Annotated in this window: 17 protein-coding genes; 9 read left to right on the top strand and 8 right to left on the bottom strand. The window is 72.1% G+C overall.

The window, feature by feature from the left end:
- From M0P34_RS02315 to M0P34_RS02335, 5 genes are all read right to left on the bottom strand, one after another.
- Positions 1-1,285 (bottom strand): AAA family ATPase (locus M0P34_RS02315; RefSeq protein ID WP_291495939.1); only part of this gene is annotated, 1,285 nt, incomplete at its 3' end.
- Between the two features lie 9 nt (positions 1,286-1,294).
- Positions 1,295-2,890: a secretin N-terminal domain-containing protein gene (locus M0P34_RS02320; RefSeq protein ID WP_291495941.1), complete on the bottom strand. Its 1,596-nt coding sequence runs from the start codon at positions 2,888-2,890 to the stop codon at positions 1,295-1,297.
- A gap of 22 nt (positions 2,891-2,912) precedes the next feature.
- A complete protein-coding gene (locus M0P34_RS02325) occupies positions 2,913-3,452 on the bottom strand; it encodes a hypothetical protein (protein WP_291495943.1) in 540 nt (179 codons plus the stop codon).
- 3 nt (positions 3,453-3,455) lie between these two features.
- Positions 3,456-4,019: a hypothetical protein gene (locus M0P34_RS02330; protein WP_291495944.1), complete on the bottom strand. Its 564-nt coding sequence runs from the start codon at positions 4,017-4,019 to the stop codon at positions 3,456-3,458.
- The gene (locus tag M0P34_RS02335; protein WP_291495945.1) at positions 4,016-6,070 is read right to left on the bottom strand and encodes a hypothetical protein; all 2,055 of its coding nucleotides are present in this window, start codon (positions 6,068-6,070) and stop codon (positions 4,016-4,018) included. The genes M0P34_RS02330 and M0P34_RS02335 overlap by 4 nt, the downstream gene beginning before the upstream one ends.
- A 323-nt stretch (positions 6,071-6,393) precedes the next feature.
- Between M0P34_RS02335 and M0P34_RS02340 the strand changes: the two genes are divergently transcribed.
- Positions 6,394-7,026, top strand: coding sequence for a response regulator transcription factor (locus tag M0P34_RS02340; protein WP_291495948.1), 633 nt, complete (start codon positions 6,394-6,396; stop codon positions 7,024-7,026).
- Between the two features lie 901 nt (positions 7,027-7,927).
- Here M0P34_RS02340 and M0P34_RS02345 read toward each other — a convergent pair.
- From M0P34_RS02345 to M0P34_RS02355, 3 genes are all read right to left on the bottom strand, one after another.
- Positions 7,928-9,607 carry a cytochrome c gene (locus M0P34_RS02345; protein ID WP_291495950.1) on the bottom strand — a complete coding sequence of 560 codons (1,680 nt, stop codon included), beginning with the start codon at positions 9,605-9,607 and terminating at the stop codon, positions 7,928-7,930.
- A gap of 223 nt (positions 9,608-9,830) precedes the next feature.
- Entirely contained in the window at positions 9,831-11,234 is a 1,404-nt protein-coding gene (locus M0P34_RS02350; RefSeq protein WP_291495952.1) for a sigma-54 dependent transcriptional regulator, read from the bottom strand.
- Positions 11,227-13,164 carry an ATP-binding protein gene (locus M0P34_RS02355; protein WP_291495954.1) on the bottom strand — a complete coding sequence of 646 codons (1,938 nt, stop codon included), beginning with the start codon at positions 13,162-13,164 and terminating at the stop codon, positions 11,227-11,229. The genes M0P34_RS02350 and M0P34_RS02355 overlap by 8 nt, the downstream gene beginning before the upstream one ends.
- Positions 13,165-13,651: 487 nt before the next feature.
- Here M0P34_RS02355 and M0P34_RS02360 point away from each other — a divergent pair, with 487 nt between their 5' ends.
- The 8 genes from M0P34_RS02360 to M0P34_RS02395 form a co-directional block, all read left to right on the top strand.
- Positions 13,652-15,661, top strand: coding sequence for a CoB--CoM heterodisulfide reductase iron-sulfur subunit A family protein (locus M0P34_RS02360; protein ID WP_291495956.1), 2,010 nt, complete (start codon positions 13,652-13,654; stop codon positions 15,659-15,661).
- A 24-nt stretch (positions 15,662-15,685) separates the two neighbouring features.
- Positions 15,686-16,108, top strand: coding sequence for a hydrogenase iron-sulfur subunit (locus M0P34_RS02365; protein WP_291495958.1), 423 nt, complete (start codon positions 15,686-15,688; stop codon positions 16,106-16,108).
- 18 nt (positions 16,109-16,126) lie between these two features.
- A complete protein-coding gene (locus M0P34_RS02370; RefSeq protein WP_291495960.1) occupies positions 16,127-17,275 on the top strand; it encodes a 4Fe-4S dicluster domain-containing protein in 1,149 nt (382 codons plus the stop codon).
- A gap of 19 nt (positions 17,276-17,294) precedes the next feature.
- A complete protein-coding gene (locus tag M0P34_RS02375) occupies positions 17,295-20,741 on the top strand; it encodes an FAD-dependent oxidoreductase (protein WP_291495962.1) in 3,447 nt (1,148 codons plus the stop codon).
- Entirely contained in the window at positions 20,738-21,313 is a 576-nt protein-coding gene (locus M0P34_RS02380) for a 4Fe-4S dicluster domain-containing protein (RefSeq protein WP_291495964.1), read from the top strand. Before M0P34_RS02375 ends, M0P34_RS02380 begins: the two co-directional genes overlap by 4 nt.
- The gene (locus M0P34_RS02385; protein ID WP_291495966.1) at positions 21,310-22,230 is read left to right on the top strand and encodes a CoB--CoM heterodisulfide reductase iron-sulfur subunit B family protein; all 921 of its coding nucleotides are present in this window, start codon (positions 21,310-21,312) and stop codon (positions 22,228-22,230) included. The genes M0P34_RS02380 and M0P34_RS02385 overlap by 4 nt, the downstream gene beginning before the upstream one ends.
- Before the next feature lie 126 nt (positions 22,231-22,356).
- Positions 22,357-23,313, top strand: coding sequence for a universal stress protein (locus tag M0P34_RS02390; RefSeq protein ID WP_291495968.1), 957 nt, complete (start codon positions 22,357-22,359; stop codon positions 23,311-23,313).
- 56 nt (positions 23,314-23,369) lie between these two features.
- Positions 23,370-24,646 (top strand): (Fe-S)-binding protein (locus M0P34_RS02395; protein ID WP_291495970.1); only part of this gene is annotated, 1,277 nt, incomplete at its 3' end.

Consider the following 24,646-nt stretch of genomic DNA (forward strand, 5'->3'; position numbering starts at 1 on the left):
CGGCATAGACCGCCCCGGGGTCCGTCAAATCCGGGTTCACCGCCTGCACCCGCTCCAGCAGCTCCGGGCTGTAGCGCCCGTAGACCCCGTGCAGGACGTGGGACAGGCTCTCGCCCGGGCCGACCTCCAGCCAGCCCAGCAGGGCCGCTCCGTGCCGCTCCCGGGCCGCTCCCGGGGCGCCGTCCGCCCCGGCGTCGGCCCCCGCCGCAAGGGGGGCCGCAGCGGCCAGGGCCGCCGCGCCCGCAGGAGCCGTGAAGGCGGCAGGGGCGGTGGCTTCCTGCCCGGAGCCGCCGGAGGCCACAGGGGCCGCGGCTTCGGGCGCCGCCCCGGGGGCGACGGCGGCCTGGGCCCCGGGCAGCATCGCGCGCAGGGCCGGGGCCGGAAGCCACGCTGCGGCCGCCAGCACGGCCAGCCCCAGGGCCAGGCCGCCCGCGGCCAGGGCCGGGGCCAGCCGCCGGGCGCGGGGCAGCTCCTGCCCGGCCACGGCGCGCACCAGACGCCAGCCCGCCCGCCTGCGGTCTTGCACGATGAGTGCCAGCAAAACTTTGTGCGCCAGGCGGATGATCCGGCGCGGGAAGCCTCCCGAGGCCAGATGCAGGGCCAGGTAGCCGCCGGGGGTGAACGGCTCGGGCGCCCCGGGCGCGGCCCCGGCGCAGCGCAGCCGGTGGCGCACCAGGGCCCGCGTACCCGCCAGGGCCAGCGGCCCCAGGCGGAACAGGGCGTTGACCCGGTCGGCCAGGTTCGGCGCCGCGTCCAGGGCGGCCTGAAACTCGTTCTGCCCCAGCAGGACGATCTGCAACAGCTTGCTCTCGTTGGTCTCGTAGTTGAGCAGCTCGCGCAGGGCTTCCAGGGCCCCGGATTCCAGCTTCTGAGCCTCGTCCACAACCAGGACCACCGTCAAGTCCTTGTCCACGCCCTTGTGGAACAGGGCGTCCTTGATGTCCTCCTTGACGCGCCAGGGCGAATCCTCCGGGGCCGGGGGCGCGCCGCAGAGCATGGCCCGCAGCACGCCCAGGAACTCGGCGGTGCCGCCGCAGGAGGGGTCCAGCAGCAGGTGGGTCTCCACGCCCGGGTCGGCGGCCAGCTCGCGCAGCAGCCTGCGGCACAGGGTGGTCTTGCCCGTGCCCACCTCGCCAAGGACCACGTTGAGCCCCCGGCGCAGGCGCAGGGCGATTTCCAGCCCGTGGAGCGCCGCCCGGTGCCCGGGCGACTCGTGGAAGAAGTCCGGGTCCGGCGAGTTGGAGAAGGGCTCGCCGCGCAGGTTGAATATCTCGTAGTAGCGCATGGCCGACACCTATCCCCGGGCGCCCTCCCCGGCCTGCTCCTCCTCGCGCTTCTTCTCCAGATCCTGCTCGATCTCCTCGATGGTCTTCTGGCGGAAGCCGGGCTCCCACTCGCCGAGCACCGTGGGGGTGATGAAGATGAGCACCTCCTCCAGGGTGTTGCTCTTGCTGGTGGACTTGAACAGGTGCCCCAGCCCGGGCACGTCCTGCAGGCCGGGAATGCCCGCGTCCTCGGCCGAGAGCCGCTTGCGCGTCAGCCCGGAGATGACGATGGTCTCGCCGTCGCGCGAGATGAGCGCCGTCTCGGTCTTCTTCTTGATGATCAACGGGTTGCCCTGGACGCTGCGCGTGAAGTCCACCTCGTCCTTGTTGACCAGGATGTTCAGGCGCATGTGCTCGGCGTCGATGAGGTGCGGGGTGATCTCCAGGCGCATCAGCGCCTCTTTCCACTCCACCTCGGCGTTGCCGGCCTCGTCCAGGGTGATGAAGGGCACTTCCTCGCCGTTTTCGGTGACGGCGGTCTGGTTGTCCAGGGTGGTGATGGAGGGGCTGGACAGGATGTTCAGCTTGTTGTCCTCCTGCAGGGCCGCGAGCTGGGCTTCGAGAATGTTGCCGCCCAGGGTGCCGAACATGAGCGCCAGGGAGCCGCCGCGCCCGCTTTCGCCCAGGTCGGGCAGCATGTTGGAGAAGGCGCCCTGGTTGGACAGGCCCGCGGCGCCGCCGTTCAGCGTGGGCGTGTAGCCGAAGTTGGTGCCCTTGGCGCCGGAGATGGGGTCGCCCGTGCCGCCGGAGCCGCCGGGGCCAAGCCACAGCGAGTCGCCGTTGCCGCCCACCGAGGCGCGCTTGTACGCCCCGCCCCACATCACGCCCAGGTTGCGCGCGGTCTCCCCCGTGGTTTCCACGATGAAGGCCTTGATGCGGATCTGCTTGCTGGGGTTGTCCGTGGCTTCGATGAGCTGGCTCATCTTGCGCAGGTCGTCCGGCACGGCGTTGATGACCAGGGCGTTGGTGTGCTCCACCAGCTCCACGGAGCCCCGGGGCTTGCCCTCGGAATCCGTGGTCAGGAGCTTCTCCAGGGTTTCGCGCAGCTTGGCCGCGTCGGCGTAGCGGATGCGCACGGTGGCGCTGCTCAGGGCCTGGCGGTTGCGCAGCTCGTCCAGGCGCACGGCCTCCTCCACGTCGGCCACGGTCATCACGCGCAGAATGTCGCCCTCCCACTCGTAGGTCAGGCCGTGGGTGCGCACGATGCCGCGGAAAACCTGGCTCCAGGGCACGTCGCGCACGCTCACGTTGATGAGCCCCTCGACCTTGGGGCTGACCATGATGCTCTGCCCGGCGATGCGCCCGAGCGCCCGCAGCACGGCCACGATATTGGCGTTGCGCATGTCCAGGCTGCCCACAGTCATGGCGGGCAGGTCGCGCTCGGCCTGGGCCTCGGCGGCCTGGGCCCGCTCCTCCTCCAGGTCCAGGGGCTGGCGCGTGGGCGTGTGGCCCGGGGACTGCTTCGCCATGGCCTGCCATTTCTCGAAGAAGGGATCGGCCTGGGGCGTGGTCTTGCCCGCACAGCCCCCAAGGGCCAGGGCCAGGACGAGAACCGGTGCCAGCACCCGGCAGGAAACACCGAAAACGCTACTGATTTTTCGCATCGCCTTCCTCGACGAAATTGATGATGTCTTCCTCGATGGGCACGATCACGTTCTCCAGGGCGCCCGTCTGCGGGTTGCGCCCCTGGAGCACCACGGCGTCGGCGCGGATGTCCACCAGGGAGAACCCGGTCTCGCCCACCAGCTCGCCGGTGCGGTATTCGGAATCGTTGACCACGGCCAGCCGGGAGGCGCCCAGGGCCACCATGCCGCTGTAGACGAAGCGGCCCCCGGCCTCGAGGATCTCGTCCACGTCCTCGCCCCCGCCCGCCGGGGGCCGGGTGCGCACCAGGGGGTCGGGGCCCTGCCCGGGGGCGACCCGGGTCAGGCGGTAGGCCTCGATGGCCGTCAGGCGGTCCTTGGCCACCACGTCGCGCACCGAGGAAGCCACCGCCTCCAGGCGCCGCGCGCGTTCGGCGGCCAGGGCCCCGGGGTCGCGCCCCTTGTCGGCCAGCAGGAAATCGTAGCCCGCGTAGGCCAGGGCCAGGACCATGACCACGAGCAGCAGCACTTGACGTTTGGGCATGGTCTACCTCTTGGCGGCCACGGCGCCGCGCTGCCCGGCCAGCCGGACCACCGCCTTCATGGTGAGCAGCGTCCTGCCGCCGGAATCCTCGACCCGCAGGGCCTGGAGCCCCTGCACCCACTCCACCCCGCCAAGCCCCGCCAGGAAGCCGCGCACCCCGTCCAGGTCGCCCAGCAGCACGCAGTGGGTCAGCAGGGTGCCCGCCTCCACGTCCAGGGACTCGGGAGCCGGGGTCACCGAGCGCACGTCCAGGCCATAGGCCCGGGCCAGGGCGCCCAGCAGGTCCGGGATGCGCGGGATGTCCTCCAGGGCCAGCAGCCCGCCCCGGGGCTCGGGGAAGGGCGTCAGATCCGCCTGCCCCAGGTCGGCGAAAATGCCCGCGTAGAGCGGAAACAGTTTGTCCTGGCGGGCGATGGTCTCGCGCGCCTCGACGATCTCGGCGTCCAGGCGCCGCACCTCGGCCATCTTGGGCTGCACCAGCAGCCAGAAAAACACGCCCAGGGCCGCCAGGCACACGGCGATCCTCAGCAGCACCTGGCCATCCAGGCGCACGGCCTTCCCGCTCATGCCGCACCCTCCTTGCGCACCCGCACATGGACCACGAAGCGCAAGGCCTCGCCCCCCGCCGCCGGACGCAGCACCTGGCGCTCGTGGATCACCGCCCCCTCGAACAGCGGGGAGCCCTCCAGGCGGATGAGGAAAGCCGCCAGCCGCGCGTCGAAGATTTCCGGATCACCGGCCACCTGGCCGTCCAGGACCACGAAACCCGCCCCGGCCCCGGCCGGGGCCTTGGCGCCCCCGGCGGCTCCCGCCGGGTCGGGCAGCTCCACGGCGACACTGCGCAGCAGCACCGACTCGGGCAACAGCGCCGAAACCTCGTTGAACAGGGCCAGCCCCTCGTAGCGGGAGGACAGGTCCTTCAGCCGCCGCCGCTTCTCCCCCAGCTCGCCGGCCAGGGAAAGCAGCAGGGTCTGGTCCACGGCCGGGCTGAAGTCGGCGATGCGCAGGCGCAGCGCCCCCAGCTCGGCCCGCCTGTCCCCGGCCACCCCGTCCTGCCAGAACCACACCCCCGCCAGCATCAGCACGACGAGCAGAAAGACGGCGTAGACCGCGTTGCCCTGGCGGATGGCCGCCTGGGCGCGGTCCTTCTCCCTGTAGGTGTGCAGCAGGTTGGGCGTGCCGTCCGGGCCGGACAGCGCAAGCCCGGCCACAAGGTTCAGGGCCAGGCGGTCGGCCTGGGCCGCGGGCAGCCCGGCGCCGGGCGAGGCGTGGGCCTCGGGCCCCAGCGGGTCCAGCAGGTCCGCCGGGATGCCCAGGTCGCCCGCCAGGGCGTCGAGCAGCACGCGGCTGGACGAGAGCGAACCCGAAAAAAACATGCGCTCCACGACCATCCCGCCATTGGTCTCGGAAAAATGGCGGAAGGTCCGGTCGAGCTGGCGCCCCAGGCGGTTCACGGCGGCCGAGGCCAGCTCCACGACCTGGGCCTCGTCCAGCTCCGCCCCGGGCAGATCGGGGGGCACATCGCGGCCCAGAAGCCGCCCGGAAAGCACCTGGCGCGCGGCGTCGGCGTCCATGCGCGCGGCCGGGGCGACCGGCTCGGGCGCGGGCGCGGGCTCGGGGCCGGGCGCGGGCTCCAGGTCCAGCTCCAGGGCCGGGGCGGCCCCGGCGGCGTCGGCCTCCCCGGGCAGGATCTCCAGTTCCAGCTCCAGCTCCAGGTCGCCCTGGGGCGCGGGGGCAGGGGCGGGGGCGGGGGCGGGCCTGGCGGCGGCCTCGGCGCGCGCGCGGCGCCTTTCGTTGTACGCCTCGGCCAGGGCGTCGGCCAGGCTGGTCAGCCCGGTGTTCACGCCCCGGCTGAGCACCAGGTCGCCCTGGGAGAAGATGTCGATGCGCGACCAGTTGCGGCCGATGAAGACGTTGGCGCAGGGCCGGTCGGCCCCGGGAACCCGCTGCCTGCGGAAAATGGTTTGCAGCGCCAGGGGCGAGATGGTCAGCCCGGCGAGCCGGTGCCCGGCCTCGGCGAACAGCGCGCGCACGCGGGCGACCTCCGCGGCGGGGACCAGGTAGACCAGCACCCGGCGCTTGGCGATGCCCCTGTCGTCCACGTCGCCCTGGAGCTCGTAGTCCATGACGAACTGGGCGGCGTCGAAGGGCCGCTCCTTCTGGGCCGTCCAGTAGACGGTGTCGGAAATCCGGGACGGCGGCACGCGGGGGATATTGACATGCAGCAGCTCGGCCTGGGAGCCCGGCACCAGGGACCATATCTCCGAGGCCTTTTCCCCCTGGAGGAACTCGTCGAGCTGGCGGCCCAGGAAGGCGGGGAACTCCGGGCTGTCCGGCCCGGTCTTGGGCCCGAAGGGCACCTCGCGGCACCCCAGCAGGCGCGGCCCGTCGGCGCCATGCGCCATCTTGGCCAGCCGCAGCCCCGTGGGCGCGATATCCACGCCGACGACGACACCCCGGCGCGCGGCGCGGCGCGGGGCCGTGAACTGCTCCAGCACGGCGCGGCCCCGCCGCCGGGCCGGCGCGCCCGGCGCCCCGGCCCCGGGATCCCCCGGATCCTGTGCCCCACGGATGATGCGCAGCAGCTTGTCCGTTGAACTTCCGCCCCGAGCGGCCATGGTTTCTCCTTTTCCCGCGCGAAACAGCCAGGGCCTTGCACCCCGAAGGCCGACGTCCGCGCATTGCGACTTTCTCTAAACTTCCTCTAGAACCGTAAAGAGCGCAGTATTGTACCTAGTGGAAGATATGTTCAGGGTCAATAGGGTCTTCCGCTCAAAGCGCCCCAGACTGAACGGGATAAAAACCTAGACGCTGTAAGATTATTCTGACATGCTAGGGGAAATACCCAACCGCCCGACCAGCAACGATAATATATGGCTCCATTCCGCCGTGTTATCCGCGCCTTCGCCGGGCTGCCGGTTATGCACAGGGAACAAGGTATATGGATATCCTGTTCATCGACAACCAGCCTATCGTCCTGCGGGGGGCCAGGAGCGTCCTGGCCGAGGCGTTGCCCGGATGCGGCCTGGACGCGGCCGCCACGTTCCGCCATGCCGAGACCCGCCTGACCCTGGCCGCGCCCGCCCTGGTGCTGCTCGAACCCGCGCTGCCCGGCGGCGACGAGGCGCTGCGCGCCATCGTCACCCGCCACGCCCGGGTGCCGGTGCTGGCCTTCAGCTTCCTGCCCGAGCGGGCCCACGCCCCGCGCGTCCTGCGCGCGGGGGCCCGGGGCTTCGTTTCCAAGGGCGCCCCGGAGCAGGAATTCCTGGACGCCGTGCGCACCGTCCTGGCGGGTGGACGCTACGTCAACCCCGCCCTGGGCGCCACCTGGGCCGCACAGTTGGCCGCGCCAGATCAAGCCTCGCCGCGCACCCTGCTTTCCCCGCGCGAGCTGGAAACCGCCCGGGCCCTGGCCCGGGGCGCCCGGCTGACGGACATCGCCAGGGCCCTGGGCGTCAGCGTCAAAACGGCCGGGACCTTCCGTGCCCGGGCCCTGGCCAAGCTGCGCCTGGGCTCCAACGCCGAACTCGGAGCCGCCGCCCGGGCTCTGGGACTGCTGCCGCCCGGAAGCTGAGCGCAAGCGCCCCGCACGCCCCCCTTCCTTCCACGCCAGGGCCGGGCGGCGGCGGTGCTCCCTGCGGCGCCAAGGCCAAGCGGATCGCCGGAGCCAATTCCCGGAGCGCCCGCCCCCGGCCCACCCGGACCAGGCCCCCGGCGCCCTCTTCGCGCACGGAGGCCCCGGAAATTGCCGGGGGGCGGGCGCGATTCGTCTACCGGCGCCCTCTTCGCGCACGGGATCCCGTTCGCGGGTGGTCTGGGTGGCGTTCGTCATGGTCGGCGCCCTCTTCGCGCACGGGGCCCCGTTCCCTGTGCGCGGCCACGATTTCGGCGGTTTCCGGCGCCCTCTTCGCGCACGGGACCCCGATGGCGCGCCACACCGTCGCCGCGGTCTGGGGGCGACGCCCTCCCGCGCACGGATTCGCCGATAAAAAAGACCGCTTTTTCTTTTTCACCGCCCTCCTCGCGCACGGATCCGCCGGATCACTTGCGCCTGGAGCTGCCCCGGGGGGTGCTTTCGCGGCTGGTGCACGGGCTGAACCCCGCCGGACCGCTTGCGCCTGGGGCTGCCCCGGGGGAGGGCCGCCCCCGCGCACCGCCCTGCCTTGGGTTCCGGCGCGCGGTTTGGGGCTCGGCCGCGGCGCCTCCCCCACACACCGCCTCGCCGATGCCGCGGGCGTCTTCCACACGCCCGCGCCCGTCCCGCAAAATCGGTACGCCTCGCTGGTGTTGCGCCTGTGCCCTCCGTGCCCCCGTGCCCTCCGTGCCCCCGCGCCCACCCCGCCGCCATGCGCATCGTGTCCCCGCCGGGCACCTCTCCCCGCCCCCGCGCGCCGCCCCGCCCCCTCCGCCGGGCACGAAAAGCGCCCCGACGCCTTGCGGCGGCGGGGCGCTTGGGTTCTGCGTCGCCCGGGCGGCTAGCGCATGGGATGATGCGGCGACATCTCCGGGGTCAGCCCCGAGTCGGGCCCGTGGCAGACCGCGCAGTTGCCCTTCGCCCCGATGGCGGCGTTGAGCCCCTGGTATTGCAGGGGCTGCACCGCGTCGCGGTCGGCGCCCAGGGGGTTGGCCGAGGGATGCGTGGCGTGGGGGCTGTTGTGGCAGGCGATGCACGGCACGTTGCCCGTGTGCTCCTTGCGGGCGCGGTACAGGCCGCCGGAATCGGCAGTCCAGGTGTTGAAGGCCACGGCGTCGGCGCCGGGGCGGATGTAGTCGTCGGTGTGGCAGGTCAGGCAGTCGGGCTCCTGGAGCCACGGGGTGCGCGCGTTGATGGCCGCCACGTCGGGCAGCAGGCGCGGGCTGACGGCGCGCATGAGCAGCGGGGCGCGCGTGTTGCCCTTCTCGACCTCCTTCTTGAGCAGCGAGAGGGCGTGGTCTTCGAGGTAGCCGTGGCACGGCGTGCAGGTCATGCCGGCCTGGCCGTGGCTGTCGCGCAGGCAGCGCGTCAGCCCGACGGTGCTGTCCGGATGGCAGTAGGAGCAGGTCTCGGCGTCCCGGCCCTTGAGGTAGTTGACGTGGAAACCGTGCAGGGCGGCGGGCAGGCTGAGCAGCTCCGGCCTGACGTTGGCGTTGAACAGCGGGTCGGGGTGGCAGCTCTGGCAGAGCACGGGCTTGCCCGCGTCGGCGCCGGCCAGCAGGTCCGTGCCGCTGCGCTTGTCATGCACGGCCAGGATGTTGCGGGCCGTTTCCAGGGACACGCCGGTGCCCTCGGGGCGGCCCCAGGAGCCGCCGTGGCAGCGCCAGCAGCTCATCTCCGTGCCCACGGGGGCCACCGCGGCGGTGGATACCAGCTCCTTGCCGGTGGCCTTGTCCACCGCGCGCAGGGTGAACAGCGGGTAGGGGTTCACGGTGCCGTCGTCGGAGTACGGCACCACCGGAATGCCCGCGGCGTCGAAGACGCGGGTCTTGGGGTTCCACTTCATGGGCCCCTGCAGGGTCGCCCCGGCGGTGGACGTGTCGGCGGGCAGCTCCTTGCCGGAGATGGTGGCCGCGAAATCCCAGTAGCGCACATGGCGCGAGGGATGGCGGAAGCCTTCGGGCGCCTCGTAGCTCAGGGCCACGGCGTCGCCGTCGAGCACCTGCGGCTTGGGGCCGCGCCGGATGACCACCGCGCCCAGGGCGTTGCCGGGAGGCAGGTACGAATAGGCCGCGTCGCAGTCGGTGATGCACTTCATGCCCAGGGTGCTCCAGCCGAGCAGGACGTATTCGTCCTTGGCGGAATCGAAGGCCGGGATGTCCACCGGCAACTGGGCCAGGGGCGCGGCCTCCTCGGCGGGCTCCACCCGGCCATGCACCCCGGCGACCACATGGGCGGCGATGGCGTCGCGCTCGGCGCGGGTGCCCGTAAACGGGGGCATGTGCTCGAAGACCAGGCCCTGGCCTTCGATGTAGGCCTCCAGCCCCAGGCGGGTCAGGTGCGCGGTCAGGGGTTTGATGTCGATGGCGCCGGGGCCCACGCTGTGGCAGGAGCCGCAGTGCGCGTCGAACAGCGTGGCTCCGGCTTGCAGCTCGGCCGGGGTCGGCGCGGGGCGCGGCCCGGACGAGGCCGGGGCCAGGGCGGGCAGGGCCAGGGCCAGCAGCCCCAGACCCAGCGCCACGAGCCCCCGGACCCTGCGGCGGCGCGCGGGACACGGACACGGGGATGCGGAAAACTTGGCGGACATGAGACCTCCCTTGTTGCGAAACACGTTCTTTCGGCCGGTGGCGGACGCGGATCCCCGGCGAGGGACGCGCCGCGGGCGGACGGCCCGATTCTTTTAGTTTCTGATACAGATTGCGCGTTTCGTCAATCACAAACGATCCGGACGCGCCCCGCGGGCGTCAGCGCCGCCGCAGGCCGTGGCGCTTGAGCAGCGCGTACAGCCGGGCCCGCGACAACCCGGAAACAGCGCAGGCCGGGCGGATCTCCCCGCCGGTGACGCGCAGCAGCTCCTGCAGGTAGAGCCGCTCGGCCTCGTCCAGGCGGGCCTGGCGAAAAGCAGCCAGGGACGGCAGCTCCGCGCCGCCCAGCTCCGGAAACCCGCCGGGACGGGCCGGGGCGCCCTCGGCCAGCGTGGCCCGGGCCAGGGCGGCGCGGATGTTGGTCGGCAGGTGGCGGGCCAGCAGGTTGGGCTCGCCCTCCGCCGAGGCCAGGGCGTTCTCCACCGCGCCCATCAGCTCGCGCACGTTGCCCGGCCAGCGGTAGCGGGCCACGGCGTCCACGAAATCCGAGGCCATGCCCTTGACCACGATGCCCAGGCGGCGGCAGAAGCGCTCCAGGAAACACCCGGCCAGCAGCACGGCGTCGCCCTCGCGCTCGCGCAGGGGCGGCAGGTCGATGGCCATGGTCCGCAGCCGGAAGAGCAGATCCTCGCGGAATTCGCCCTGGCGGGTCATGGCCTCCAGGTCGCGATTGGTGGCCGCCACCAGCCGGAAGTCGCTCTCCACCAGGGCCGCCCCGCCCACGGGCAGGAAGCGCCGCTCCTGGAGCACCCGCAGCAGCGCCTTCTGGATCACCAGGGGCAGCTCGCCCACCTCGTCCAGGAACAGCGTGCCCCCGTCGGCCTGGCGGATCAACCCCTCGTGGCGGCGATCCGCGCCGGTGAAGGCGCCCCGCTCGTGGCCGAACAAGGTCGATTCGGCCAGATGCTCGGGGATGGCCGCGCAGTCCACCACGACGAAAGGCCCCCCGCCGCGCGCGCTGTTGCGGTGAATGGCCCGGGCGAACAGCTCCTTGCCCGTGCCCGTGGCGCCGGTCAGCAGCACTCCGGCGTCGGTCCGCGCGGCGCGGGCGGCGCGCTCCAGGCAGGCGGCCATGGCCCGGCTGGCGGAAAGGATGCCCGTGTCCTTGAGGGGCGGCACGGGCCCCGAGGCCTCGCGGGCGCGGCGGTAGGCCACGGCGCGCTCCACGGGCTGGCGGATTCCGGCCAGGGTCGGGGGCTTGGTGATGTAGCTCCAGGCCCCGCCCCGGATGGCCAGCTCCGCGCCGTCGGCGTCGCCCGCCCCGGTGAGGATGATGACCTCCGGCGCGGCGGGCGCGGCGCGAAAGCGCGCCAGGGCCTCCAGGCCGTCGCCGTCGGGCAGGCGCACGTCGAGGATGACCACCTCGTAATTCCCGGCCCCGGCCATTTCCAGCCCCCGGGCCAGGGTCGGCGCGCTGTCGGGCGCGTGGCCCAGGGCGCGCAGCACCTCGGCCAGGGCCGTGCAGAGCATGGAGTCGTCGTCGACGATGAGAATATCAGCCATGACCGCCGCCCTGCCCCCGGCCCCGGGAGCGGCCCAGGGCCCTTTGCAGCGCCACACCCAGGCCGCGGATGGTGAAGGGCTTGCGCAGATAGTCCGCGCCCAGCTCGCGCAGCAGCTCGGGGGTCACGATCTCGCTGTAGCCCGAGACGAGCACCGCCGGGATGTCCGGACGGCGTTGACGCAGGCGGCGCAGCAGGTCCGTCCCGGTCATGCCGGGCATGGTCACGTCGGCCAGGACCAGGGCGAAGCCCTCCCCGGCGGGACCGAAGCTTTCCAGGGCCTCCTCCGGACCGGCGCAGGCCCGCACCCGGTAGCCCAGCCGTTGCAGGACCATGGCCGTGCCCTGGCGCAGGGGCGCCTCGTCCTCCACCAGCAGGACCAGCTCGCCGCCGCCCCCGGGGGCCTGGGCGCCGGCGGCGCGGGCTTCGCCGCGCCGCCCCTCGTGGCGCGGCAACAGGACATGGAAGGCCGCCCCGGCCCCGGGGCTGCTGCGCACATGCACCGCCCCGCCCAGCCGTTCGACCACGATGCCGTGGACCACCGTCAGCCCCAGGCCCGTGCCGCCGCGCTGGCGGGTGGTGAAGAACGGATCGAAGATGCGCTCCAGCCGCTCGGGGGGGATGCCCTCGCCGGTGTCGCGCACGGTGAGCAGCACCGCGCGCTCCATTTGCGCGTCGGGGAACATGGCCCGGCAGGGCGCGCCCCGGTCGGCGGCCTCCAGGGCCAGGGTCAGGGTGCCCCCGGCCCGGCGCATGGCATAGGCCGCGTTGGTGGCCAGGTTGATGACCACCTGGTGGACCTGGGTCGGGTCGGCCAGCACGGCGTCGTCGGGCGTGCGCAGGTCCAGGACGATGTCGATGGTCGCGGGCAGGGAGGGCCTCAGGAATTTCTCGCACTCGCGCAGGATGTCCGCCAGGCCGAACACACTGGGCTCCTCGGCCTCGCTGCGCCGCGACAGCGACAGGATCTGCCCCACCAGGGCCCCGGCGCGATGGGCCGCGCCCAGGATCTCCCCCAGTCCCGAGCGCACGGGGTCGCCCTCGGGCAGCCGCGCCAGGCCCAGCTCGGCGTGCAGGATGATCGGCCCGAGGATGTTGTTGAAATCATGGGCGATGCCCCCGGCCAGGGTGGCGATGGCCTCCATCTTCTGGGCCTGGCGGAGCTGGCGTTCGAGCTCCGCCACGCGGGTCACGTCGCGCCACACGCTCACGAAACCGAGCACCACCCCGCCCCGCCCGCGAATGGGCGAGACGGTCTTCTCCACGCGGATCATCCGCCCGTCCTTGACGGTATGGAAGGTCCGCCCGGACCAGGCGTCGCCCTCGTCCAGGGCGGCGCGAATCTCGGCGTAGGCCGCCTGCTGGATCGGCCCCTGGTAGAGCATGGTCACGGGCCTGCCGCGCACCTCGCTGTGGGGGTAGCCGGTCATGGCCTCGAAAGCCTGGTTCACATAGCCGATGGTGAAGTCGTTCTCGATGAGGATCACGGCCTCCACGGCCTGCTCCAGGGCGGCGGACAGGCGCAGCCGGTCGTGGGCCAGCTTCCAGTGCCCGGTCACGTCGCAGACGAACACCGCCAGGGCCTGGGCCGCGCCGCCCTCGCCCAGCACCGGCTGGACCAGCACATCCAGCACATGCCCCGAGGACGACCGGTCCTGGTAGGAGCGCGCCAGGCCGAGCCGGGCCACGTCCTCGGCCACGGCCCGGCGCAGGGCCGCCACCCCGGGCGCGAACAGGTCGAAGATGCAGCGGCCCACCAGGTCGCCGTGGGCCAGCCCCAGGCGCGAGGCCAGGGCCTCGTCGGCGGCCAGCACGGTGCCGTCGGGGCGAAGGAGCATGGCGTAGTTGGAGGCCGGGTCCAGTGTGGGCACGGCCGAGGTGCCGTCGGCTGGCAGGAACCAGTCCGGGGCCCGGCGTATCGGGTCCTGCATGGCGCTCACCCCACGTTGCGGTCCAGGCGGAAATCCCCGATGCTGACTATGGGCAGCTTTGGCATCACTTGTCAAATCACCCCCTCCGAAACCAGCGCGGCGGTCGGCCGTCGCCCCGGGTGCCGCACGGGGCGTCTTGCCGGACAAGACACCCCGGAACCCGGCCCCTACCCTGCGGGCACCCTTGCCTTTTTGCCGCGTCTTGCCGCGCAGGACACCGCCCCGGAACCGGGGACCGAAGCATCAACACATCGGAATAGAAAACAAAAACGCCAAGCGCCTGTTCCCGGCCGGTTTTTCCCCACCCCGTGCCGTCTTGCGCCGCAAGACGGCACGGGGCGCCTCCGGGGGGCGGCGGCGGCCAGCCGCCGTGCGGGCGCAGCGCAACATGCCGGGAAAAAGGACCTTCCGCGCGCGGGTACGCTTCTTGTTTCAGCGGGGGAAGACGACACGCGACGCGCGGCCAGACGCGCAAGGAGATAAAGCCATGCCGAACCGCATCGGCGTCTATGTCTGCCACTGCGGCACCAACATCGCGGGCAAGGTCGATTCCCCGGGGGTGGCCGAATTCGCCAGGAGCCTGCCGGGCGTTGTTGTCTCGCGCGACTACAAGTTCATGTGCTCCGACCCCGGCCAGGACATGATCATCGAGGACATCAGGAACCACGGGGTCAACCGCGTGGTGGTGGCGTCCTGCTCGCCGCGGCTGCACGAGAAGACCTTCCAGAAGGCCTGCGCGCGGGCCGGGCTGAACCCCTTCCATTTCCAGATGACCTGCATCCGCGAGCACGTCTCGTGGGTCACCCGCGACCCGCAGGAAGCCACGCGCAAGGCCAAGCACCTGGTGGCCGCCGCCGTGGCCCGCGTCCACTGGCACGAGGACCTCTACTCGCGCAAGGAGCGCGTGCATCCCGACGTGCTGGTCGTTGGCGGGGGCATCGCGGGCATCCAGGCCGCCCTGGACGTGGCCCGCTCGGGCCACCGGGTCCACCTGGTGGAGCGCGCGCCCTCCATCGGCGGACACATGGCCCAGTTCGACAAGACCTTCCCCACCCTGGACTGCGCGGCCTGCATCTCCACGCCCAAGATGGTCGCCGTGGCCCAGGACCCCAACATCCACCTGCTGACGTGGTCGGAGGTGACCAAGGTCGAGGGGTTCGTGGGCAACTACACCGTCACCGTGCACAAGAAGCCCCGCTATGTGGACGAGGACCGCTGCACCGGCTGCGGGCTGTGCCTGGAAAAGTGCCCGACCAAGGTCGTCTCGGAGTTCGAGGAGGGGCTGACCAGCCGCCGGGCCATCTACCGCTACTCCCCCCAGAGCGTGCCGAGCATCCCGGTCATCGACCCCGAGCACTGCCGCACGCTGACCGGCAAGAAGTGCGGCGCCTGCCAGAAGCTCTGCCCCTCGGGGGCCATCGACTACGGGCAGACCGCCCAGGACTTCGAGCTGGAGGTCGGCTCGATCATCCTGGCCACGGGCTTCGACACCCTGGACCCCGCGCCCATGACCCAATACGGCTACGGGCGCTACCCCGAGGTCTACACGTCGCTGCAATTCGAGCGCATGAACAACGCCGTGGGCCCAACCGGCGGGCGCATCCTGATGAAGGACGGGCAGCCGCCCCGGAGCGTGGCCATCCTGCACTGCGTCGGCAGCCGCGACGTGAACCACCACGAATACTGCTCGCGGGTGTGCTGCATGTACGCCCTCAAGTACGACCACCTCATCAAGGACAAGGTCGGCCACGCGACCAGGGTCTACAATTTCTACATCGACCTGCGCTGCTTCGGGAAGGGCTACGAGGAATTCCTGCGCCGCGTGCAGGAGGAGGACGTGACCTTCATCCGCGGCCGCCCGGCCGAGGTGGTGCAGGAGGACGGCAGGCTGGTGGTGGTCGCCGAGGACACCCTGGCGGGCATCCCGGTCCGCGTCCCGGTGGACATGGTGGTGCTGTGCACGGCCATGCAGCCGCGCGCCGACGCCGCCGAAACCGCGCGCGTCTTCGGCATCAGCCAGGGCCAGGACGGGTTCTTCCTGGAGGAGCACCCCAAGCTCGGCCCCGTGTCCACGGCCACGGACGGCATCTTCCTGGCCGGGACCTGCCAGGCCCCCCGCGACATCCCCGACGCCGTGGCCCACGCCTCGGGCGCCGCGGCCCAGGCCCTGGCCCTGGCAGCGCGCGGCACGGTGGAGATATCGCCCACCGTCTCGACCATCGACCCCGATATCTGCACCGGCTGCCGGGCCTGCGTGGGCCTTTGCGCCTACTCGGCCATCGAGTTCGACGCCCGCCGGGGCGTGGCCGTGGTCAACCAGGCCATGTGCAAGGGCTGCGGCAGCTGCGCCGGGCACTGCCCCAGCGGTGCGGCCCGGGTGCGCCACTTCAACGGCCGCCAGGTCTTCGCCGAGCTGGAGGGCCTGCTGGAGGCCCTGCCCCAGCCCCCGACCCCCCGACCCGGGGCCGACACCGAACCGCCCGCCGCCAAGGCGTAGGCCGACACCGCAAGGGAGGAGCCCATGAGCCAGTTCGAACCGACAATCGTGGCCTTCGTATGCAACTGGTGCACCTACACGGCCGCCGACCTGGCGGGGACATCGCGCATGCTCCAGCCATACAACGTCAAGCTGATCCGCATGATGTGCACGGGGATGGTCGACCCGAAGTACATCATCCGCGCCCTGCTGTCCGGGGCCGACGCGGTGCTCGTGAGCGGCTGCCATCCCGGCGACTGCCACTACATAAACGGCAACTACAAGGCGCGCCGCCGCGTCAAGCTGCTCCAGGAAATGCTGGCGCAGTTCGGCATCGACCAGCGCCGCCTGAAGCTGACCTGGATCGGCGCCAGCGAGGGCAACGACTTCGCGCGCACCGTGGCCGAGCTGGTGGAGGAAATCCGCGCCCTGGGGCCCAACGAGGCCCGCGCGGTGGCGACGCTGTAAGGCCCCAAGGAGAACGTCATGGCAACCATCGCACGCATCGACATCGACGAGACAGGACCCGTGCGCGCCGTGCAGGGCTTCCTGAAGACCCTGCTGGCCCGGGGCGGCGTGGACGCCGTGCTGACCCCGGCCCACCTGGTGCCCGCGGGCACGGTCATGCCGACCCTGATCAGCGACCCCGAGGCCCTGGAGCGGGCCGACCCGCTGTCCCCGGCCTTCCCGCTCAACGCGGCGCGCCTTGTTTCGCGCCTCACGCGCGGCTCCACCTCGGGCCGCCATGTGGCCGCCGTGCTGCGCCCGTGCGAGATCCGCGCCTTCATCGAGCTGGTCAAGCTCAACCAGGGCGGGCTGGACAACGTTCTGCTGATCGGCCTGGACTGCCCCGGGGCCATGACCAACGCCGACTTCCGGGTCTTCGGCCTGGAGGGCGACCCCCTGGAGCGGACCCGCGAATTCCTGCGCGCGGTGGCCGGGGGCGAATCCCGGCCCGGAGGCCGGAGCCTGGCCGGGGCCTGTCGCGTCTGCGAGCACCCGGCCCCCGAGGGTGCGGACCTGATCCTCGGCCTGCACGGCGCCGACCTGGACCGGGCCATCCCCGTGCTGGGCAACACCGCGCGGGGCGAGGGCGTGCTGACCCGCCTGGGGCTGCCCGACGCCCCCGGCGCCCCGGGACGCCGCGAGGCCCTGGATGCCCTGACCGCCCGGAACACGGCCGCGCGCGACGCCATGTTCGAGGCCACCGCCGCCCGCACGGCCTCCCTGGCCGGGCTGGCCGAATATCTCTCGGGCTGCGTGAACTGCTACAACTGCCGCGTGGCCTGCCCGGTCTGCTACTGCAAGGAGTGCGTGTTCCTCACCGACGTGTTCGACTACAAGCCCGACCAGTACCTGGGCTGGGCCCGCAAGCGCGGGGCGATCAAGCTGCCCGCCGACACGGTCTTCTTCCACCTCACGCGCCTGGCGCACATGAGCACGGCCTGCGTGGGCTGCGGACAATGCTCCAACGCCTGTCCCAACGACGTGCCGGTGATGGAACTGTTCCGCACCGTGGCCGAACGGACCCAGGGGGCCTTCGGCTACCAACCCGGCCGCAGCCCCGACGAGGCCCCGCCCATGACCGTGTTCCGCGAGGACGAGTTCAGCGAGATGACGGGCGAGGCGCACTAGGCCGGCAACGGAGGTCGTCATGAAGAGGAAGCACTACGCGGCGCTGGTGGTCGGCGCGGGCATAGCGGGCATCCGCTCGGCCCTGGACCTGGCCGAATCCGGCCTCAAGGTCGCGCTCATCGACAGGCGGCCCAACATCGGGGGCGTCCTGGCCCAGCTGGACCACCAGTTCCCCACCGACGCCTGCGGCATGTGCAAGATGCTGCCCCTGACCAGCCGCGACTCCTCCAGCCAGTTCTGCATGCGCAAGGGCCTGTTCCACAAGAACATCGACATCCTGCTGCACACCGAGCTGGCGGCCCTGGAGGGCGACCCCGGCAAGTTCCGGGCCTCCCTGCGCCAGCGTTCGACCTTCGTGGACGCCACCCGCTGCATCAGCTGCGGGGAGTGCGCCCGGGTCTGCCCGGTCCATGTGCCCAACGAGTTCGACTCCGGGCTGTCCACGCGCGGGGCGATCTACCTGCCCGTACCCCACGCCATCCCCAACCACTATGTGGTCGACCTGGACCGCTGCACCCGCTGCTGGTCGTGCTTCGAGGCCTGCCCCACCGACGCCATCGACTTCAAGTACGCCGAGCGCAAGGACTTCCGCGTCGTGGCCGCCCTGCCCGACGCCGCCGCGCGCACGGACCTGGGCGCCTGGCTGGCGGACCAGAATTTCCCCCTGGTCCTGGCCGAAGACGGCGCCGCCGCCCTGCGGGCCCTGGAGGAGGAACGCACGGCGCTGCTGCTGCTGGACCTGGCCGTGGCCGACGTCGACCCCGAAAAGGTCATGCGCCGTGGCCTGGAACTGTACCCCGACCTGGATGTGATCCTTGTGGCCGGGCCGGGCGACCAGGACCGCGCCGAGGCTCTCATCCAGGCCGGGGCCCGCCAGTGGCTGGCCCGGCCCCTGGAGCGCACCGTGGTCCGCTGGCTGGATCACCACTACATCCGCACGGTGTCCGACGTGACCCACGAGCTGGAGGTCGGCGCGGTGGTGCTGGCCTGCGGGTTCGACTGTTACGACCCGGCCCAGGCCGGGCAGCTCTGGGGCCGGGGCGTCGTGCCCGGCGTGGTCACGGCCCTGGAGTTCGAGCGCATGTGCTCGGGCACCGGCCCCACCGGCGGGCGCCTGGTCCGCCCCGACGGCCGCCCGGCCAGGAACCTCGCCTGGCTGCAATGCGTGGGCTCGCGCGACCCCGCCCGGGGCGCGGACTACTGCTCGGGCATCTGCTGCATGTTCGCCATCAAGGAGGCCCGCCTGGCCCGCCAGGCCGACCCCGAGGCGCAGGCGACCATCTTCGCCATGGACGTGCGCACCTACGGCAAGGACTTCCAGCGCTACCGCGACGAGGCCGAATCCCGCGACGGGGTGCGCTTCGTGCGCACGCGCATCCACTCCATCGAGCCCGACCCCGAGGCCGACGGCGTGCCCATCACCTGGATGGACGACGACGGCACCCTGCGCCGCGAGGTCTTCGACCTGGCCGTGCTGGCCACGGGCGCCCGCCCGCCCGAGGGCAGCGACCGGCTGGCCGAGGCCGCGGGCATAGCCCTGGACGCGAACGGCTTCGCCGCCGCGCCGCCCCTGCAACCGGCGCGGACCTCGCGCCTTGGGGTCTACGCCGCCGGGGCCTTCAACGAGCCGCGCGACATCGCCGAGTCCGTGATCCAGGCCGGGGCCGCCGCCCTCAACGCCGCGCGGACCTTCAAGGTCCACTCCCCGCCCCGCGAGGAACAGGCCGCACCCGCGCCCGAATACCGCGACGTGACCCGCGAGGCCCCGCGCATGCTCGTCGTGCTGTGCGACTCGTGCCCCACCCTGCGGACCAGGGTGGACATGCCCTCCCTGGCCGCGCGCCTGGGCGGGCTGTCCTCGGTGGTCCGCGTGGAGTGCGTCCAGGGGGCCTGCTCCGCCCCGGGCTGGCAGGCCGTCGGGGCCCTGGCCGAGGAGCTGCGGCCCAACCGCATCCTCATCGGCGCCTGCATGCCCTACGCCTATGTGCCCCGGCTGCGCGAGCTGGGCGCGCAGATCGGCCTGGACCCGGCCTTCATGGACGTGGCCGACATCTACACCCCGACCTTCCCCGGCACGGCCACGCCCGGCACGGCCCTGGAAACCGAGGTCTACACCGCCCTGGCCATGGCCGCGGTGAAGCTCGCGGGGGCCGAGCCCTCGCCCGTGCTGGGGCGGCTGCCCGTAACCCCGCGCGCGCTGGTGGTGGGCGGCGGGCTGGCGGGCATGACCGCCGCCATGGCCCTGGCCGACATGGGCCACGACGTGTGCCTGAGCGAAAAGGCCCCGCGCCTTGGCGGCATGGCCGCGGCCCACCATACCCTGCTTGGCGGCGGCGACCCGCGCCGGGTCATGGAGGACCTGGCCGAACAGGTCATGCGCCACCCGAACATCAAGGTCTTCACCCAGTCGCGGATCATGCTCTCCATGGGCCGGGCCGGCCGCTTCATGACCGCCCTGGCCACGGCCGAGGGCCCGGCCATCACCGTGGAACACGGGGCGACCATCATCGCCACCGGCGGGCGCGAGGTCGTGCCCGACTCCTACGGCTACCGCGTGCACAAGACCGTGCTGCGCCAAAGCGAGCTGGAGGCCCGCCTGGCCGACGGCTCGCTGGACACCGGCGCCCTTGGCGGCGTGGCCATGATCCAGTGCGTGGAATCGCGCGAGGAGCCGCGCAACTACTGCTCGCGCGTCTGCTGCGCCGCGGCCCTGAAGAACGCCCTGACCCTCAAGGAACGCAACCGCGACCTGCCGGTCTATGTGTTCTACCGCGACATCATGAGCTACGGCTTCAGCGAGCGCTTCTACACCGAGGCCAGGGGCCGGGGGGTGCTCTTCATCCGCTACTCCCCCGCCGACAAGCCGCGCGTGAGCTTCGGCCAGGACCACAGGCCGACCATCGCCGCCTTCGACCCCGTGCTGGGCCGCGAACTGCGCGTGACCGTGGACCTGCTGGCCCTGTCCGTGGGCCTGGAGCCCGGCGACAACGAGGACCTGGCCGAGGTCTTCAGCCTGCCCACGGGCCCCGACGGGTTCTTCCGCGAGGCCGAGAGCAAGTGGCGGCCCGTGGAGTTCCTGCGCCAGGGCATCTTCGTCTGCGGGGTGGCCCACAGCCCGCGCAACATGAGCGAGACCATCGCCTCGGCCGAGGCGGCGGCGCAAAAGGCGGCGCGCATCCTGGCCCACAAGGACGTTGTCGGCGGCCGGGTCACGGCCCAGGTGCGCCACAGCCTGTGCTCGCTGTGCGGGCGCTGCGTGTCGGCCTGCGCCTACGGCGCGCGGCGCATCGACCTGGAGCGCGGCCGCGTGGAGATCGACGAACTGCTCTGCCAGGGCTGCGGCTCCTGCGCCGCCGTATGCCCCAACAGTGCCGGGGTGCTGACGGGCTTCAAGGACGAGCAGGTCCTGTCCGTAATCGACGCCGCCCTGGCCGAACCCACGCAGCCCACGGAGGCCACGCCATGACCCGCAGCCCCCTGACCCTGGCGGCCGATCCGGCCCTGGCCGACGCCATGCGCGAGGTCCGCGCCATGCTGGCCGCCTGCATGCAGTGCGGCACATGCAGCGCGTCGTGCCCCAACGCCCAGAGCATGGACATGACCCCGCGCCGCATGTGGCGCCTGGTGCTTCTGGGCCGCGCCGACACGGTATTCTCCAGCGGCGCGTTCTGGATGTGCTCCAACTGCTACGCCTGCACCCTGCGCTGCCCGCGCGGCCTGCCGCTGACCTCGGCCATGAACGCCCTCAAGCGCATCGCCGGGGCCTCGGGGCACCCGGCCCTGGCCCGGCACGGCGCCTTCTACCGCGCCTTCCTGGACAACGTGCGCCGCCGGGGCCGCGTGCGCGAGACGGAGATGATGATGCGCTACTTCGGCGCCGCCGGCCCGCGCGAGGCCCTGCGCTTCACCCCGCTGGGGCTGCGGATGCTGCGCCGGGGCAAGGTCCGCCTGGAGCTGGGCGCGGGCCGGTGGGACACGGCCCTGGCCCCGCTGTTCGAAAGCGCCGCCCGCCTGGAAGGCAAGGAGGCCCGGCCATGAATACCGCCACGGCCACGCGCTACGCCTACTACCCCGGCTGCTCCCTCACGGGCACGGCCTCGGAATACGACGCCTCCGTCCGCCTGGTGCTGGAGCGCCTGGGGGTCGAGCTGGCCGAAATCCCGGGCTGGACCTGCTGCGGCGCCAGCGCGGCCCCCGCCGTGAGCGCCCTGCTGGCCCTGGCGCTGCCCGCGCGCAACCTGGCCCTGGCCGAGCGCGACCTGCCCGGGTGCGACGTGCTGGCGCCGTGCAGCGCCTGCTACCTGAACCTGCTGACCGCGCGCCAGGAGGCCCGGCGCGACCACAGGCTGCACGCCCGGGTGCAGGAGGCCCTGGAGGGCGAACACCTGCCCTGGGCCAACGCCGCCCCGGTCCGCCATCTGCTGGACGTGCTGGCCAACGACATCGGCCCCGCGCGCATCGCCGCCGCCGCACAGCGCCCGCTGGCCGGGCTGGTGCTGGCGCCGTACTACGGCTGCCAGACCCTGCGGCCCTACGCCGCCTTCGACGACCCCGAGCACCCCACAAGCATGGACGCCGTGCTGCGGGCCGCGGGGGCCGAAGTCCTGGAGTGGGACAAGGGCGCGCGCTGTTGCGGGGCCTCGCTGTCCACCACCCGGCGCCAGGCGGCCCTGCCGCGCATCGCGGAAATCCTGCGTGCCGCCGCCGGGGCCGACGCCGTGGTCACCGTCTGCCCCATGTGCCAGATGAATCTCGAAGCGTTCCAGAGGCAGGCCGGGCTGCCCGGGCCCGTGGCGGTGCTGTACCTGTCCCAGGTTCTGGGCCTGGCCATGGGCCTGGACCCCGGGCAGGTGCAGCTGGGGCGGAACCTGGCCGTGCCGCCCGGCTTCCTCGCCCGGCTGCGGGAGGTTCCGCCCGCGCCGGGGGAGGTGGTCCAGGCAACGGGGACCGGATAGGCCGACCGGCCCCCGCCGGGCCCCGCCAGGGGCCACCGGGGCGCACGGGCGAGCCCGTGCCCCCGGCAAGGCCCGGCCCATCCGGGCCAAGGCCGAAGAGCAACCCTGTAACAGGGGGGTAACACCATGTTCAAGGACATCATCCTGGCTGTGACTCCGTCCGAGGTCTGCCGCAGCGCGGCCGACGCCGCCTTCGCCTTCGCCCGCAAGCATGAGGCGAACATGACCCTGCTGCACGTCTGCGGCCTGCCGTCCCACGGCTGGGGCGCCATCGAGCACCTCATGCCGTCGGGCGAGGTGGACCGCATCAAGGCGACCATCAGGCAGGTCTATGCCCGCCAGCTCGCGGACTGCCCGGGCTGCGACGTGGTCGTGGTGCCCGGCATCCCGCACGCCGAAATCCTGCGCCTGGCGCGCAAGAAGAACGCGGACCTCATCGTCATGGGGTGCAGCACCGAGGACGACCTGCAACGCCGCTCGCGGATGTGGGGCATCGCGGGATCGAACATCGAGCGCGTGAGCCAGAAGGCGCGCTGCCCGGTGATGATCGTGACCCGCGAGGTGCCCGAGGGCCGGATGCAGTTCGCCAGCATCGTGGTGGCCACGGACTTCTCCTTCCAGGCCGAGTGCGCCGTGGGCTACGGCGGGCAGCTCGCCCGCCAGTACGACGCGGCCCTGCATGTGTTCCACGCCCTGGACGTGGGCCTCGGCATGGAGGCGCCCGACCAGCGCCAGATCGAAACGGGCATCGCCCAGGCCCGCAAGCGCATGCTCGAAGAGTTCGCCCCGCGCCTGGAAGGCATCCGCGAAGTCTCCTACGAAAGCTGGGAGGGCGTGCCGTCCATGGAAATCCTCAAGTACGCCCGGATGCGCGGGGCCGACCTGATCCTCATGGCCCACCACAGCCGCGAAAAGGACCCCGAGGAGGCCTACCTGGGCTCCACGGTGGCCCAGGTGGCGCTCAACGCCAGCTGCCCGACCATGAGCATCAACCGCCACTTCGACCTGCGCTGCGGCATGTTCTACGACCAGTCCGGCGATGTCGCGCGGCCCGACGAGGCCGCCCCGGCGACCACCGCCTAGCCCCCCGGCCCCGGGGCTCCCGCCGCCCCGGGGCCGCAACGCCCAAGGAGCCCGTCATGGACACAGCGCCCCAAACCGCGGCGCCCCAGGCGCCGCCGCCCGTGGTCCCCCGGGCAATGCCCGCCGGGGTCCGCGAATACCTGGACAAGTTCGATTTCAACGCCTGCACGGCCTGCGGCACCTGCTCCAACGGCTGCCCCGTGACCGGGACCCCGGGCATGGAAGGCTGGGATACCCGCCGCGTCATTCGCATGCTGGCCCTGGGCCTGGTCGACGAGGTGGTGGAATCGGCCTTCCCCTGGCTGTGCACCGGCTGCGGACGCTGCGCCCAGGCCTGCCCCCAGGGCGTGGACATCCCCGGCGTCATGGGCCACATGAAGCACCTGCGCGAGCGCGACAAGGTGCCCGGAAGCCTGCACAAGGGCATGGCCAACAACGTGGAGACCGGCAACAACCTGGCCATTGCCCGCGAGGACTACCTCACCGGCATGGCCGAGCTGGGCCAGGAGATGGCCGACGACGACTGCCCGGGGTTCTACGTCCCCGTGGACAGGCAGGAGGCCGCGATCCTGTTCTTCCCCAACTCCAAGGAGGTCTACGGCGACTTCGAGGACCAGCTCTGGTGGTGGCGCATCTTCTACGCCGCGCGCGAGAACTGGACCGTGCCCAGCGAGGGCTGGGAGGCCGTGGACTGGGCGCTGTTCACCGGCAACTACGACGCCAACCGCCTGCTGGCCAAGCGCAAGATCGACTACATGCAGCGCATGGGCATCGAGCGCATGATCATGCCCGACTGCGGCGGCGGCTCCTACGGCTGCCGCAAGGGCATGGAGCGCTGCGCCCTGGAGGATCCCAACAACCGCGTGGGCTACATCTACCTCTACGACTACCTGGTGGAGCTGATCCGCGACGGACGCATCCGCCTGGACCCGTCGGTCAACGCCGGGCGGCGGTTCACCTGGCACGACTCGTGTAAGCACGGGCGCGAGCTGCTGCGCCACTTCGGGCGCGGATTCTTCGAGGAGCCACGCTGGATTCTGCGCCAGTGCGTAGACGATTTCGTGGAGATGACTCCCAACCGCGAGCTGAACTACTGCTGCGGCGCCGGGGGCGGCATGTGGCCCATGCCCTACGAGAAGGAGTCCGCCTGGCACGCGCGCCACAAGTTCAACCAGATCCGGCGCACCGGGGCGGATGTGGTGGTGGTGGGCTGCTCCAACTGCCGCGACCAGATCATGAAGCGCATCCCCAAGTTCTACCCCGAGGCCAGGTACGAGGTGAAATACATCTGGCAGCTGGTGGCCGAGACCCTGGTGCTCGACCCCTGGACCGA

It is taken from the genome of Desulfocurvus sp. (assembly GCF_023230885.1).
Lineage (GTDB): Bacteria > Desulfobacterota > Desulfovibrionia > Desulfovibrionales > Desulfovibrionaceae > Desulfocurvus.

Bases quoted from the DNA above. Each gene is read 5' to 3' on its own strand.
- M0P34_RS02330 (WP_291495944.1), bottom strand. From the start codon at position 4,019: ATGAGCGGGAAGGCCGTGCGCCTGGATGGCCAGGTGCTGCTGAGGATC.
- M0P34_RS02360 (WP_291495956.1), top strand. From the start codon at position 13,652: ATGCCGAACCGCATCGGCGTCTATGTCTGCCACTGCGGCACCAACATC.
- M0P34_RS02380 (WP_291495964.1), top strand. From the start codon at position 20,738: ATGACCCGCAGCCCCCTGACCCTGGCGGCCGATCCGGCCCTGGCCGAC.
- M0P34_RS02370 (WP_291495960.1), top strand. From the start codon at position 16,127: ATGGCAACCATCGCACGCATCGACATCGACGAGACAGGACCCGTGCGC.
- M0P34_RS02340 (WP_291495948.1), top strand. From the start codon at position 6,394: ATGGATATCCTGTTCATCGACAACCAGCCTATCGTCCTGCGGGGGGCC.
- M0P34_RS02335 (WP_291495945.1), bottom strand. From the start codon at position 6,070: ATGGCCGCTCGGGGCGGAAGTTCAACGGACAAGCTGCTGCGCATCATC.
- M0P34_RS02390 (WP_291495968.1), top strand. From the start codon at position 22,357: ATGTTCAAGGACATCATCCTGGCTGTGACTCCGTCCGAGGTCTGCCGC.
- M0P34_RS02355 (WP_291495954.1), bottom strand. From the start codon at position 13,164: ATGCAGGACCCGATACGCCGGGCCCCGGACTGGTTCCTGCCAGCCGAC.
- M0P34_RS02375 (WP_291495962.1), top strand. From the start codon at position 17,295: ATGAAGAGGAAGCACTACGCGGCGCTGGTGGTCGGCGCGGGCATAGCG.
- M0P34_RS02385 (WP_291495966.1), top strand. From the start codon at position 21,310: ATGAATACCGCCACGGCCACGCGCTACGCCTACTACCCCGGCTGCTCC.
- M0P34_RS02350 (WP_291495952.1), bottom strand. From the start codon at position 11,234: ATGGCTGATATTCTCATCGTCGACGACGACTCCATGCTCTGCACGGCC.
- M0P34_RS02325 (WP_291495943.1), bottom strand. From the start codon at position 3,452: ATGCCCAAACGTCAAGTGCTGCTGCTCGTGGTCATGGTCCTGGCCCTG.
- M0P34_RS02365 (WP_291495958.1), top strand. From the start codon at position 15,686: ATGAGCCAGTTCGAACCGACAATCGTGGCCTTCGTATGCAACTGGTGC.